Source organism: Paeniglutamicibacter sp. ZC-3, assembly GCF_025847175.2.
In the GTDB taxonomy this organism is placed as follows: Bacteria; Actinomycetota; Actinomycetes; order Actinomycetales; family Micrococcaceae; genus Paeniglutamicibacter; species Paeniglutamicibacter sulfureus.
Genome location: NZ_JAOYTG010000006.1, coordinates 21939 through 36520 on the forward strand (window position 1 = coordinate 21939; position 14582 = coordinate 36520).

10 protein-coding genes and 1 tRNA gene are annotated in these 14582 nt (G+C 60.8%); 2 read left to right on the forward strand and 9 right to left on the reverse strand.

The window, feature by feature from the left end; genetic code table 11:
* The first annotated feature begins 147 nt into the window (after positions 1-147).
* Entirely contained in the window at positions 148-705 is a 558-nt protein-coding gene (locus OIU93_RS08570; protein ID WP_264269674.1) for a hypothetical protein, read from the forward strand.
* Positions 706-711: 6 nt separating this feature from the next.
* Here OIU93_RS08570 and lepB read toward each other — a convergent pair whose 3' ends face one another.
* The 9 genes from lepB to OIU93_RS08615 form a co-directional block, all read right to left on the reverse strand.
* Positions 712-1173 carry a signal peptidase I gene (gene lepB / locus OIU93_RS08575; protein WP_264269675.1) on the reverse strand — a complete coding sequence of 154 codons (462 nt, stop codon included), beginning with the start codon at positions 1171-1173 and terminating at the stop codon, positions 712-714.
* Between the two features lie 35 nt (positions 1174-1208).
* Positions 1209-2693: a multicopper oxidase family protein gene (locus tag OIU93_RS08580; RefSeq protein WP_264269676.1), complete on the reverse strand. Its 1485-nt coding sequence runs from the start codon at positions 2691-2693 to the stop codon at positions 1209-1211.
* A gap of 438 nt (positions 2694-3131) precedes the next feature.
* The gene (locus OIU93_RS08585; protein WP_264269677.1) at positions 3132-4292 is read right to left on the reverse strand and encodes a sensor histidine kinase; all 1161 of its coding nucleotides are present in this window, start codon (positions 4290-4292) and stop codon (positions 3132-3134) included.
* Positions 4293-4485: 193 nt separating this feature from the next.
* Positions 4486-5151 (reverse strand): response regulator transcription factor, encoded by a 666-nt coding sequence (locus OIU93_RS08590; RefSeq protein WP_264269678.1) that lies wholly within the window; start codon positions 5149-5151, stop codon positions 4486-4488.
* Between the two features lie 140 nt (positions 5152-5291).
* Positions 5292-6281: a BTAD domain-containing putative transcriptional regulator gene (locus OIU93_RS08595; protein ID WP_264269679.1), complete on the reverse strand. Its 990-nt coding sequence runs from the start codon at positions 6279-6281 to the stop codon at positions 5292-5294.
* A gap of 1247 nt (positions 6282-7528) precedes the next feature.
* Positions 7529-9412, reverse strand: coding sequence for a hypothetical protein (locus OIU93_RS08600; protein ID WP_264269680.1), 1884 nt, complete (start codon positions 9410-9412; stop codon positions 7529-7531).
* Positions 9413-10196: 784 nt separating this feature from the next.
* A tRNA-Val gene (locus tag OIU93_RS08605) sits at positions 10197-10269 on the reverse strand.
* Positions 10270-10387: 118 nt separating this feature from the next.
* Positions 10388-10879: a redoxin domain-containing protein gene (locus tag OIU93_RS08610; protein WP_264269681.1), complete on the reverse strand. Its 492-nt coding sequence runs from the start codon at positions 10877-10879 to the stop codon at positions 10388-10390.
* 3 nt (positions 10880-10882) lie between these two features.
* A complete protein-coding gene (locus OIU93_RS08615) occupies positions 10883-11299 on the reverse strand; it encodes a DUF3052 domain-containing protein (protein WP_372342892.1) in 417 nt (138 codons plus the stop codon).
* A 332-nt stretch (positions 11300-11631) separates the two neighbouring features.
* Here OIU93_RS08615 and aceE point away from each other — a divergent pair, with 332 nt between their 5' ends.
* Positions 11632-14379: a pyruvate dehydrogenase (acetyl-transferring), homodimeric type gene (gene aceE / locus OIU93_RS08620; protein WP_264269682.1), complete on the forward strand. Its 2748-nt coding sequence runs from the start codon at positions 11632-11634 to the stop codon at positions 14377-14379.
* The last annotated feature ends 203 nt before the right edge of the window (positions 14380-14582 follow it).

Consider the following 14582-nt stretch of genomic DNA (forward strand, 5'->3'; position numbering starts at 1 on the left):
TCTGGCGCCAAGAATCTGCCTTGCTTAGCGCCAAAGTCATTCACGGACACGCTGGAGAACACTTTCAGGCCCGCCCAAATGACTCGGGAACGGACGAGCCAAGTGTCCATCAGGGTTTCCCCATGGTTCATCGGCAACCATCGAGGCATGAGCATCGATCAGGCCATAAATCAGGATGGACCCCCGGCCCAGGATAAACGGCGCCCGTCGCGACGCACTGTCTTTGCCCTTGTTCCGTTGGCGGCCTTGGCAACGACCGGGGTGGGAGTCGGAGCTGCGAGACTGCTCAGACCCCCGGACGTGCCCGCCACGCCGTTGGGCGCTCTAGGGTCACTGGACGGCGGTCTGGCGCGGATCCACGGGATCATCCCCTTGGAAACGGATTCCTGGAAGCCTCCGGAGCCCGTTGCGACGCTAAAGTCGCCGATTGCCTCCGGCGGTCATCGCGTACGGGTTCTTCTGGAGCTGACTGCCAGCAAGGCATCAGGCGTGCGGTTCGAATCAACAGACTTCGCCGTTGGGGAAATCGTCGGTTTCAGGGCGGAACCACTATGGGCCAGCCAGCAGTCGGCAATCATCTCGCTGGGCGAAAATTTGCAGGTGACGTTCATCTTTGAGATTCCCAACAAGGCAATACAGCTGGTTCTGGAGGGACCGGGGCAGCTGCGCCTTGCGCTCGGAACCGCCCATCACTCAAATCCCTAGGCCGGGCTAGTTCCATACGTGCAGGATGCGACCGCGCATATTTCCCAGGGGTACGGCACCGTAGTCGCGCGAATCAATCGAGGGGCCCCGATTGTCGCCCAGCACAAATACCGTGTTCGGCTCAACAAGAATCGGCCCGAAATACGTTGCATCGATGGCTTTGGGGTCGATATCCGGTTCCGGTCGGCGCACGCCGTCAACATATACAACACCGTCGATGATCGCGATTTCCTGCCCCGCCACGGCAATGACCCGCTTCAAGCTAATCGTTCCATCGTCGGGAGCACTGAATACCACTAGGTCATCCGTGTTCGGTCCGGTCGTTGTCGCGTGGGTCTTGAGCAACAGGGCGTGGGCACCCTCGCTGACCTGCGGGCTCATACTGTCCGAGGCGATCGTGATCGGCTCGAGAAGGAATATCCTACCCAAGACCAGCACTACAAAAAGTGCCGCCGCCGCGTGGATCACGAGACGGCGGCGCCTTGGTAGTCCGGGTCTGGACATCAATCGTTGTCCCATTCCGGGCGTGCAGCGGTCATCGGATCATGCTCATCGACCTCATTGGCGTTCAGCGCGACCCGAAATTGCGTCATCATGTCGTGGTCCTCGTGGGGAAGGTTGTGGCAGTGCACCATGTATCGGCCCTTGTGTGGTCCAAAACGCATGAGCACCTTCACCTTCTCGCCCTCCCCCACGTAGACAACGTCCTTGGGCCCCGCTTCGTACGGCATCGGAGCCTTGCCGTTTCGGCTAATGATCTTGAAGTCGACCAGATGGATGTGTACCGGGTGGAACCAACCGCCCGACTTGTTCTCAATTTCCCATTCCTCCACGCTATCCATCGCTACCTGGGCGAAAACTTTCTGGTAGCCGCTCGCGATCACCTCGGCCCAGCTTGATCCCCCGATGGTCCACATGTTTGTCTTGTCATCCCGCGCAACCCGCATGTATCGCTTCTGCTCAACCATCCCCTTGGTCAGGCCCATCACGTCAGTGTTCGGGGCAAGTACGGTGGGTACCGTGTTCCACGTCGTGTCACTTTTATCCACCGGGTCGCCCACTACATCAAAGGCCATGACCTTGTTGGTGTTGTCGTAGTCAACATTGTTCTTGTTGGACAGGTTGCGCAGTTCGACTCGCTGGCCCACTTTGTACTTGGAGAAGTCGATCAGTACCTCGTACCGCTCTGCGCCGCCGTGGCGCCACGATGTGACGGTGACGGGTGCGGGCATTAGTCCCCCGTCGGTGGCCACCATGGTCATGGCGTCGTTGGTACTGAGTGCCAGCCGCAGCGACCGGGAAATGCTGGCGTTGAGCACCCGAAACCTGTAGATGCGCCGTTTCACTTTCATCACCGGCCACGGAACGCCGTTGACGAGAATGACATCGCCCCAAAGGCCCGAGTGTGTGTTGTCGTCGTATCCCATGGCACCGTTTGCAGCGAACATGGCATCCGTAATGGTCAGGCCCACGTCGAATTCTCCCTGCGGAAGCAGTCCGCGTTCCTGCGGATCGTGGATTCGGTACTGTGCGGCCAGCCCTGAATAGGCATTCTGGGCCGTGTAGTGCACGCCGTGGTCGTGATACCACAACGTTCGTGCCGGCTGGAAATTGGGAAAATAGTACTTTTTTTGGAAACCAGGCATGGTGACGTCGCTGGCGTAGCCGTCATATTGCGGAAGCGAAGCCGAACCATGCAGGTGTGTTGAGGTGGCAAGCACGTGCCCGTGGGTGGGGTGGGTCGCCGGAAGCTTGTTCTTAACCGTCAAAGTGGTCTTGGTACCGCGTTCCACCTCGATGGTGGGGCCAGGGAAAATTCCGTTGTAGCCCAGGATCGGTGTTGAAAGGCGCGGAAGGATTTTGGCCGTTCCCGCCATTTGGGTCACCACATAGTTCTCGACCTTGGCTCCGTCGGCCGGCTCGATGCCCACCGAGTACGGACGCAAGACCGGCGGCTGGATAAATGCAGCCCGATACGGTCTGGGCATGTCGGAATCCCTGAGCCGGCTGGCTGACTTCGCCGCCACCGTTCCCCATGGGGTGGCTACCGCACCAACACCCAGAACGCCGATTCCACCTAGCAGCAGGACTTGTCGTCTTGAGGGCTGCATGATCGTTCCTTACTCGAGCGCGTGCATTGGTTCTGTCACCGAGCATGACCCAACAAGCTTGTGAAAAACCAATGAATGCACGAGGGGCCCGGACGCCGACTGGGAATGCCCGATCGAGAGACTTCGCCTCTTGTCCACGCCATGGTTGCTGCGGGATCCATCGCTGCGCGTCGACGTGACGGCGGGGTCGCTGTTCCTGTCACGGGGCTGTTCCGCCATACTCCTGTGCGCTGTCCAGAGCCGAGTCAGACGCCACCCGCGGAAAAGGGGGTGTTCACCGGTCTGCCCGACGATCTTCGGGAGGACCGGATCACTTTAGGCGTCAACGCTGCGATTGGCGAAGGCCCCGTTTGTCGGGACGCGGACCCGAATGCTGGTGCCCTTGTCCAACGTGCTCGTAATTTCTAGTCGTGCGCCCGCCGTCTCGGCGAAATCGGCCATCAGACGTAGCCCGAAATGGTCCGACTCGGACCGATCCGAGGAACCAAACCCCACCCCGTCGTCGCTGACATTCAGGTCCCAACTCCGGCCCAGTCGCATCAAGTGAAGTTCCATGTTCTTCGCCTCTGAATGTTTGATGGCGTTCAGCACTGACTCCCGTGCGATTCGATGGAACATGGTCGATTGCCGGTCGTCGAATGGCAGGGGGTGATCAATTCGGACGATCGTCCGGATTCCCTGGCTGCGGGCGCGCTCGGCGAGAATGCCAAGAGCGCGCGGCAACTCGTCCGCCGTGACCGAAGAGGAATAGAGCTCCGCCGTGATCCCTCGAAGCTTCCCAATCGTGTCTTGCAGCACCGCCCCCGGCGCAATGTTAGGTCCTAGCTCGGGCAATGGTTCAAGGACGTAGGCTAGGCCGGCCAAATCCTGGATGATGTCATCGTGCAACGCGGCGGCCAGCCGCATTCGTTCACGTTCTCCAGCGTCGATCGCCTGCTGCAGGATGGCACGGCGTTCCCGCTGGTGCTTTTGGACCTGTCGGGCCAACCGGATGCCGGGGATCAATTGCCCGCCCTGCAGAACCGCGCCAGCGACCAGCAGAACAGGGATCATGCCCAGCAGGAACTGATTCTCGGGACCGCGCACGACAGCGTCGTCGAAATACACCTCGAATAGCAACGGAACACCGCCCGCACTGCGGGAAGCCACGTAAACCTCCACCAGTTCGCCGTCGCCGGATTCGAACTGGTTTTCTTCTTCCTCCTGCACTTCCACGGTAGCCACCCCGGGGCCACCAGCCAACAGCTCCCGCGCCCACGGTTCAAGTTCGAATTTGGAACCGGCAAGTTCGCTCCTGTCTGAATACAGGATGGTTCCCTCCGCGCTCCACACCTTGATGCGAACGATTGATTCGTCGGCTAGCCACGGGGCCAACCGCGTGTCAATCCGGGACAGGACCTCCGGGTCAGGCTCTTCCGGAACCACGCCCAACACAGGGCTGATGACGTAGTCGGCCAGCCTTTGGGTGAGTTCCACCGCATCCTCAAGAGCCAGGTCTCGGGACACTGCCCGGACCCAGAAGGAGAACGGGATGGCAACAACCGCCAACACCACCAACCCGGTTGCCAAGAATTTGACGATTGCGCTACGGACGGCGGATCCCTCCTCGACCAGGGTCCCGGTCGAGGTATCGGCTTTGGCCTTCGTCCTGTCAACGGATCCCCTCATCTCAGGGGCTCCCCAGCAGACCCAGTTTTGTAGCTGCTACGACGGCTTCCAACTGGGTATGCGCATCTAGTTTCGCAAGGATCGATTTCACGTAGCCGCGGCAAGTGTGGGTGCTGATGCCCAGTGCCCGGGCATTCGTCGACACATCTTGGCCCGCTGCCATGAGCCGCAACACCTCAAGCTCGCGACCAGTCAGACTCGGACCTGGCCCGACGGTCTTTCGTCCCAACAAATCAAGGCGTGAAAGCAGCGCCGGAGCCACCACGAATTCCCCGGTCCGCACACCGCGAACTACATCCAACAGGATGTCCAGAGCTCCATCCTTGGGAAGAAATCCGCAAATTCCCACTGAAGCGGCACGCTGGATGGCGTGTACGTTTGGATCGCCGGTGAGCATGACGATGCGCATGTCCGGGGCACGGGCGAGGATCTGCTCGGCCGCCTGAAGGCCATCACCGTCCGGCAAGCGGTAATCCAGGATCACCAGGTCCGGAGATAGTTCGAAGCAAAGCTCGACACCTGCCTGCACCCCATGGGCCATACCCACGCAATCGAGATCACCCTCCCGATTCAGGGCCGCGGCCAAGAGCTCGGCGAAAGTGCGATGGTCATCTATCACCACGATTCGGGCAGCTTGCCCCGTCGTGGTGCTCTGTTCGGTTGCCACTGGCAATACAGCTCTCCCCATGAGCGCGATCCCCCCAAGGCCGCTTGACACTGGGCCAAAGGCCCTAGGGACAGTATCTACGCATGAGTTCGTTCGTGGCAAGGGTCGAGACGATCTGAGGGCAAAAGCCGGCCACCGGATTACACGGAGGCCGCACCCAGCGCTCGTTGCAAGTAGCCGAAAATGACACTGCCCGCTTCTTGGGGACTGAACCCGAGAACCTTGCCAGCATTTCCCGCATGTTGCCACGCACTGTTGCCATGGCCGGCGACAACTTCCTGGATCGAAAGCAATGCACCAATAACATGTCCGAAGTCATCGTCAGCTGCCGAGGTCAGGCGCAACAGCCGCTCTTGCGCTTGTTGCAGGACTGGCCCCGGGGAGCAGCCCAGCTCCCGATCCATAACCCGCCGGCAGTCATCGAGCGCTTGCAGGCCCTGTAGCGGGTTGCCGCCCGCTTCCAATCCGAGGACCAGGCATGTCCATGCCGCCTCGTTGAGGTTGTCCCTATCCAACACTTCCTGCGACAGGCGAATTGCCTCAAGATTCATGCCCAACTCCAAGGCCAATTGCGCTGCCAGTATGCCGGCTGAGGCTACCCGAGCTGCGTGCACGCAACGCTCTGCATCGGCCCACCCAGGCAATAGCTCGCTCCCCAGAAGTGGTTCGGTGGCCAGAGCCAGGGCCTGGCGCAACAACGGGAGGGCGATTTTAGGTTCGGAACCTTCGGCTCGGAGTATGAGGCTGTCAAAGCGTGACAGGTCAAGGTCGACCATTTCCGGATCCAGCATGTAACCCCCGGTGGTGGTTCTGAGCACCCCGTTCTTGCCTTGTCCTGGCTGTAGGCACCGTCGCAGAACCGAGACGTATGATTCCAGGGTTGAAACTGCCGCAAGCGGTGCCGACCCCTCCCACAACATGTCGATCAGTCGTGACTTGGAGACCGGAGTTCCTAATTGCAACAGCAGAATTTCCAGTATTTGGCGAGCTTTCGGCCCACCTACTTCGCCGGCTTCCAACACGACATCGCCCGTGCGGACCTTGAGGGTCCCCAAGATCTGTACATGGATTTTTCCGTCGGTTTCCCAAACGGTGTGGTTATCCCCTCTAAACCCCAAAAGCGTATCCATTTTTTATCTCCCCAAGATGAAAAATCCCCAAGTCCAACAATTACGATTTTCCTCTGTCCCGTCTGAACTACAAGCCCCCTTGAGGGGGGTTCTCGACACCCTAATTTGGGGGGTGCCCTATCTGGCCCGCCAGGTCCTTCCGCGCATTTTCCAAGACCCTCTGCTCTGTAGGCATGTCAGATTGCCCCGGAAAGTGTTTTTGGCCAGGCGATGGTTGCCACGGCAAGGACTAGCGCCACCGGACTTCCACCCGTCCACTCGGTCCTTCACCGGGCCGCCGGCAGGGGCAGATGTTTGACCAGCCGAGCCAACCTCCCCAGCGGTCCAGGGCCTTGCCGGCGACAGCTCTTCGGCGGCGTTGGTGTGAGTGTGCGGGCCACGGATTCGATTGGAGGCCGTGGAGCCGTCCCGTATCGACTCATCGCCTATTCCGCAGAGGATCGTCGGCTCGACGTCAAAGTCTTCGACATTCTCCACGTTGCCCGGGAAGCGTGAAGCCGCCCGGTCCTCACGTGCAAAGATGACCGCGACCATGGCGTGAACCTTAGGCTTGTCCGCGGACAAATCAGTTACTCATCGGATTTCCCGCCCGAACTGGATTCACCGTGTCTGGGAAGCGGTTTTCAGGAGCGCTCCGATAGTGACCGACTGGCACATAAAAAGCGCAAACGTCGCCGGTTGCAAAGCCGCCCAATCATGACCTCGAATTGCCCTTCTGCGTCCGACAGGTCCCTGCCCCAGATCTTCCCGCCACCCCGGTTGAGGGACACCGAGTGGTGGTGGGGCTTTCCCGTCATCGACGTTGCTGAACCCCTCGAAATCCTGGTGGTCATTCCACAATGGCGGCGTCGTCCGGAAGACCTCGGCTGGATCGAAAAAACCGGGGGTGGCCCTTGTTCCGAATCCACGAAATTGACACCCACGTCGTCCCTGGCAATGATCGCAGTTCCATGTCCGGGACCAGTTGTCGATGCCCCTGGTACCGGTCCCGTACCGCTGGCGGCCCGGAATCACTGCAATCAGCCTGCGGCACGAATATACCGGGGGCGGCAGGCCAGCAACGCATCCTTGCTTGCGGAGAATCGGTGGCGGGATGCCACGGTCAGTAGTCCGGGATCAAGCCGTGAACGCATGCTACCGCCGCCTTGGGAAGCCAGCTGCCCTGTGCTGGACACACAGCTGCTTCGCTGCGCACGGTCCGTAATACGTTCCGTGCGCAGCGAAGCACTGTTGCCCGCTGTTTACCGCTATCTGGCGGCAACCGTGGCGCTCGTCACCCCACCCCGAGTGGATTGAACCATGACAGAAGTGACTTGTCGACTTGGTCCGGGCTTGAGTTTCAACTGCCAGTTGTTGGTGGCGTCCACCACAGCCGTGCCAATCTTTTCGACTAGAGCCCCCGGCGTGGTGTTGTAGATGATGACCCTGGTCCCTGGCGTCAATGCTCCTGTGACTCCCGGCAGCGTGGCGGTTCCGGTCAACCTGAATTCCTTGTTGACCCGGTGCCTTGCGTCGCTGGCTACCGTCACGTTATCGGAGACGAGGTTGAGTTCGACTGTTGCCGGCTCGCTCTCCGAGCCGTCTTCCTTGCCCACTACAAGTTGCATCTTGATGACCTCTGTTGTTGTCACCGGCGAAGGGGCGGTGTCCGAGGTGTTGGCGAAGTATGGAACGGTGACGGTCGGCGTGGCACTGGTGTCGCTCGAGAGCGTAACCGGCATACCCGAGACCTGAGTCCATTTGTAGGTATCCGCCCCGCTCGACGTCGAACCGTCCAACACGATACTGCCTCCGTAGTTGATGCTCGCCGAATCGGGGGTGGCCCGTGCAATGGCGGGTGTTGCCGGGTCCGGTGCAGGGTCCTGGACAGGACCCGGATCAGGTGCCGGCGCAATCGGAGCTTGGCCCTCCGGCGTCGCTTCACCGCCTACAACGCTGACATCCACCGAGGCCTTGGCACCAGTCGAGTCCTTGACGATGACACGTTCCGGAGGCGCCGACACGGCAAAGGCTGCCCTTTGCGTGGCTTGGGTGGTGGCGCCCGGGTACAAGGCCCCCAAGCCTTCGGCGGTCAATGCATTACCGAACCTGCTGGCCGCGGCAACGTTGAGGAGCGTGCCGTCATAGGTGGCCTCCAGGCCCGAGATCCCATGCGGCTTGGTGACGTCGATGACGGAATTGCTGACGGGCTTGTCACCAATGTTGCTGATCTTGATTTGGGTAGGGGCATCTCCCTCAAACTTGATGCGCGCGTAAAAGCGATTGCTTGCCGGATCCGTTTCCATGGGTGTGGTCACGAACTTGCCCGCTTGGCCTTCTATCTGGAGTTGGGTGCCTTCACTGGACGCGAATACATCGATCATGTTTCCTTCAAGAAGGGCCTTTTTCCCCTCGACACCCTTGTTGGTGGAAATTTTTCCCTGAAGTGAGAATTGGTCCGTGGACAAATTCAGCCCACCACCGGTGACGGAGAACTGATTGTAGCCAAAGGGGCTTCCCGTTACGGTGTGTTCCTGTCCCGGGTCGCCGAGGTAACCCTCCGGAGCGGCAGGAGCCGTGTCCGGATCCCACTTCAGGAAGGGGCCGATGTTGCTCTTCAGTGCAGTGGTGAAGTTTCCCTGTGCCGGTGAAATGTCCTCGACGAGTTTGCCGTCACCGGCAGCGTCGGTGTCGATCGTCATTGAACCATAGGGATGCTTGAAGGTCAGGGTCGTGTTTGGAGCTGCCCCTCGCACTGTGACACGTTGGCGTCCGAAGACTACCTGGTCACCAGCCTGCACCTGGTTGGCGAACGCGGCCTCAAGCCCGAGGACCAGAACTGCCCGTCCGCCGCCCGGTAGGTCCAATGTCGTTGAAGCAAGCATGTAAAACGCTTCCTCCGGGAAATTATCTGGGAACGAGATCGGTGCTTCGTCGTTCGGGATGTCCCCGGCGGCGAATCCGCAGTATGGGTTTTCAAAATCAAGGCACAACTCCACGCGCGTGCCGACGCTGTCCTGGTACCAGCTGGGGTAGCCGTGGTCCGTATTCACCGGCCCCACTGCCACGATGCCACCGGGGTTCTTCTCCACAACTTCGGTCGCGGCTTGTGCGGGCGTAATGGTCGCCAGTGCCAGTAGGCCGATGGCCATCAGCGCGATCCTGGGTTTTTGCGATCCCCTGCTGCGTGCACGTGGCGCAGACGATGCGGGATGGTTCAATTTCATGTCGACTCCTTGGACGAGCTAAAAGATACACAAACTGTGCATGGCCCACCCTTGGGAAACCTTGATGCCCACAATCACCGAACGATCGTGCTTTTCGAATGGAGTGGCTGCGCTGCTTCCGACTGGAAATGCCCCCGACGTGGGAAATCGGTGTCAGGAAAACGAGGGCCCCGCCTGGGGAAGCGGGACCCTCGCCTGCGCCCAACCCTTTGAGGACGGCGCCAGGCCCGACCTGCGGATAGGGGGGTATCCGCTGGAGAGCCCTTACGGTGCAATCGCGCGCCTCATTGCGCCTTCGCATGTGGCACCTGTTGCGCTTACCGAGTGCGACCGTGAATCGATTCTGTCCATCTCACCCTATGAAAAGCCTAGGCGGCTTGGGCTTATGAGATAGGAGTCGCTTTTGTCGAAGGCTGGTGGCGACGCGAAAGCGCGGTGGGAGGATTTTCCACGTGGACGGACTTTGTCTGGACGCGCGCGAGAACCACGTGCGCACCCGCCGGGGACTACTGCAATGTCGCTAGAAGCGCGCGGCTATCGAGTGGCTGCGGTCGCACGCGGAAATCCCCCGCCATCTATGGAGAGCAGCTCAAGCGCGTCGCCTCCATGGCTCCACCAGGGCAAACGAAGTAACAACGGGGATCGGAAATACCGGGAACCGTTCTCTCCGCCGAGTTGGCGAATGGATATTGCAATGACTCTTTTAAAGTGGGCCCTACCGGGATCGAACCGATGACATTCACGGTGTAAACGTGACGCTCTACCAGCTGAGCTAAAGGCCCTTGGCACTACTGAATTCGTTTGGTTTTGGATCCGCCGGAAGTGTTCGTGACAAGAATATGACTGTGGCAATGTACCCGCCCGAGCTGTCGAATAGACGCAAGAATTCTTCGACACCTGTTAGGTGAGTAGGTCCAGTGCCTCTCGGTAGCGCGCGATGGCGCGCGCCTCATGGATGGGTGAACTAAACGAATCCACCACACGACCCTTCTGGATGAGGAACGTGTGCCGCGTTGCCGCGCCGGACTCGTTGTTGAATGCGCCATAGCACTTCGCTACGGCACCGTGCGGCCAGAAATCGGCCAACAGATCAAACCCGAAATGGGCCTGGTCCGCGTAGGTGCGCAATGCGTATTTGTGATCCACCGAAACGCCCATGATGCGGGTGTTACGTATGGCAAATTCCTCGCGAACCTGTTCCAGCTCTTCAAGTTCCGACCCGCAAACCGCGGAAAACGCGAACGGGTAAAAGACCAGGAAGTAGGCCTGCTCGCCCAGTGCCCGGGACTCGATGAGTTCACCGTGCTGGTTGGGAAGGGCGAAGACCGGGGCCGTTTGACCGGCCCGAGGCGTCGGGGAAATGTTCCCCGCTGCCGGATGTGATAATTCCACGCGCTAGTTCTTGCGGCGCGCAACAAGTCGAGTGGCCGACCAATCCTCCGAAACACCCTCGGTGTTTGTGACATGGAGGCCTGCGGTGGGAGCATCTGCCTGAATCGAGGCGGGTGACACATGGCCATCTCGTCCCGGTTTCGGGGTCAAGAGCCATACGACCCCCTTTTCATCCAGGTTGACCAGCGAATCAACGAGGGCATCGATAAGATCCCCATCGTCGGCGCGCCACCAATAGACGATTCCGTCCACAACCTCGTGGTCTTCCTCTGTCAGTAGTTCGGAACCCACTGCTTCCTCAAGGGAATCGCGCAGATCAAAGTCCACATCGTCGTCGTACCCGAGTTCCTGGATCAGGTCCCCGTCTTTGAAGCCCATTTTGTGTGCGGCTTCGTGCTTTGCCGGTGCGGCGTCGCTCACGTCACTCCTCCTGCTGCTGTAAAGCGTCTGGTTACAACCAAACACCCTTTTTGCGCTCTCATCAAGCGCAGAGGCTTCAACACGCCGAAATAGTGACGACTTCGACCTGATTTCGTCTCTCGGCGCATTGCCTGTTAACTCCAAATCATCGCATGTGTAGGGCCCAGATACGTTTTGGGTCCCCATGCGCATTAGAGTGTAATCGGCGGTCCGCGACCAACCACCCTTGGGGAACGGGCCACAACTTTGGCGCTTGCACCGCCACTGCGGTTCGAGGCATGCAATCTAGCGCTCGGCCCGCAGTCCCCGCTGTACCCCATAACGAGGAGAAGATGGACGTGGCTGTAGAGGAACACATTTCTCACATCCGTAGCGGCTTGACTAGCCAGTTGCCGGACCGGGATCCGGAGGAGACCGCCGAATGGATTGAGTCCTTCGATGATCTGGTCGAAACCCAGGGCACCGAGCGTGCCCAGTACATTGTTCGTTCATTGCTCCAGCGCGCTGGCGCCAAGAGCGTGGGCGTCCCCATGGTCACCACCACCGACTACGTCAACACGATCCCGGTGGACCAGGAACCGGAGTTCCCCGGCGATGAACAGATTGAACGCCGCTACCGCGCCTTCATGCGCTGGAATGCCGCCGTCATGGTGCACCGCGGGCAGCGCCCCGGGGTCGGCGTCGGCGGACACATCTCCACCTACGCCGGAGCGGCGACCCTGTACGAAGTGGGCTTCAACCACTTCTTCCGGGGCAAAAGCCACCCGGGCGGCGGCGACCAGGTTTTCTTCCAGGGCCACGCCTCCCCCGGCATGTACGCTCGCGCCTTCCTCGAAGGGCGCTTGAGCGAAGAGGACATGGACGGGTTCCGCCAGGAAAAGTCCCGCGAGGGACATGCACTGCCGTCCTACCCGCACCCGCGCTCGCTGCCGGACTTCTGGGAATTCCCGACCGTCTCCATGGGCATTGGCCCGATGAACGCGATCTACCAGGCGCAGTCCAACCGCTACCTGCAGAACCGCGGCATCAAGGACACCTCCGACCAGCACGTCTGGGCCTTCCTGGGCGACGGCGAGATGGACGAGCCGGAATCGCGCGGTCTGTTGCAGCTTGCCGCCAACGAGAAGCTCGACAACCTGACCTTCGTGGTCAACTGCAACCTGCAGCGTCTTGACGGGCCGGTTCGCGGCAACGGCAAGATCATGCAGGAGCTTGAGGCCTTCTTCCGCGGCGCCGGCTGGAATGTCATCAAGGTTGTCTGGGGCCGCGAGTGGGATGCCCTGCTCGATGCCGACACCGACAACTCCCTGGTCGACATCATGAACCAGACCCCGGACGGCGACTACCAGACCTACAAGGCCGAAAACGGCGCCTTCGTCCGCGAGCACTTCTTCGGAAAGTCACCGCAGACCAAGGAACTGGTGGCCAACCTGACGGACGAGGAAATCTGGAACCTCAAGCGAGGCGGCCACGATTACCACAAGGTCTTCGCAGCGTACAAGGCAGCGACCGAGTTCAAGGGCAAGCCGACGGTCATCCTGACCAAGACCGTCAAGGGCTACGGCCTGGGCCCCCACTTCGAGGCCCGCAACGCCACGCACCAGATGAAGAAGATGACGCTCGGGGACCTGAAGGCCTTCCGCGACCACCTGCGCATCCCGATCACCGACGAGCAGCTTGAAGCCGACCCGTACATGCCTCCGTACTACCGTCCGGAGCAGGACTCGGCCGAGTACAAGTACATGATGGAACGCCGCGAGGCCCTGGGCGGTGCCGTGCCTTCGCGCCGGACCAAGTCCAGGGAAATCCACCTGCCGGAGGAGAAGGCCTACGAGGTCGCCGCCCGCGGTTCGGGCAAGCAGCAGGCCGCCACCACCATGGCGTTCGTGCGTCTGCTCAAGGACCTGATGCGCGACAAGGAATTCGGCAAGCGCGTTGTGCCGATCGTTCCCGACGAGTCCCGCACCTTCGGCATGGACTCGTTCTTCCCGACCGCGAAGATCTACAACCCTGACGGACAGAACTACCTGTCGGTGGACCGCGAACTGGTCCTTGCCTACAAGGAATCTCCGCTCGGGCAGCTGATCCACCCGGGCATCAACGAAGCCGGCGCGGTTGCCGCCTTCACCGCCGCGGGCACCGCCTACGCCACGCACGACGAACCGTTGATCCCGATCTACGTGTTCTACTCGATGTTCGGCTTCCAGCGCACAGGCGATGCCTTCTGGGCAGCCGGCGACCAGATGACCCGCGGGTTCATCATGGGCGCCACCGCAGGTCGCACCACGCTGACCGGCGAGGGCCTGCAGCATGCCGACGGGCACTCCCCGATCCTTGCCTCCACCAACCCTGCCGTGATCACCTACGACCCTGCCTATGGGTACGAGATCGGTCACATCATGAAGGCCGGCTTGGAGCGCATGTATGGCGGCAAGCACGAGAACCCCGACGTGATGTACTACATCACGATCTACAACGAGCCCTACCAGCAGCCCAAGGAACCGGAGAACCTCGATGTTGCCGGCGTGCTTGGCGGCATCTACCAGGTCTCCCCGGCCACCGTCGACGGACCGCGGGCCCAGCTGCTCGCCTCCGGTGTGGCGGTGCCGTGGACCATTGATGCACAGCGCATTTTGGCCGAGGACTGGGGGGTGTCGGCCGATGTCTGGTCCGTGACTTCCTGGAACGAGCTGCGCCGCGACGGCCTGGAGTGCGAGGAGCAGTCGTTCCTTGACCCGGCTGCCGAACCGCGCGTGCCGTTCGTTGCCCAGCAGCTGGCAGGGGCCACCGGCCCGATCGTTGCGGTGACCGACTACATGAAGGCCGTACCGGACCAGATCCGCCAGTTCGTGCCCAATGAGTTCGCCACCCTGGGCGCCGACGGGTTCGGTTTCTCCGACACCCGCGCCGCCGCACGTCGCTTCTACAAGATCGACGCGCACTCGGTGGTTGTTCGCACCCTGCAAATGCTGGCCAAGCGCGGGGAGGTCGATGCCTCGGCTCCGGCCCAGGCCTTTGCCAAGTACAAGCTCGACGACGTCACCGCCGGCACCAGTGGCAACGCGGGCGGCGACGCCTAGCTTCTGGCAGTAGCCGATCAACGGCGGTGGCACCGGTTTCCCCACACGTGGGGTAAATCGGCGCCACCGCCGTTTTCGTCTGCCCTCGTATTGGCTGCCCGGAATGATCCTGCGGTGCGCTCCACCGCCGGGCCTCGGCACCCCGGAAGTGTCGAACGTCATTGTGTGAAACATACAAAATAGTTCGTCGGCGTGATGATGCG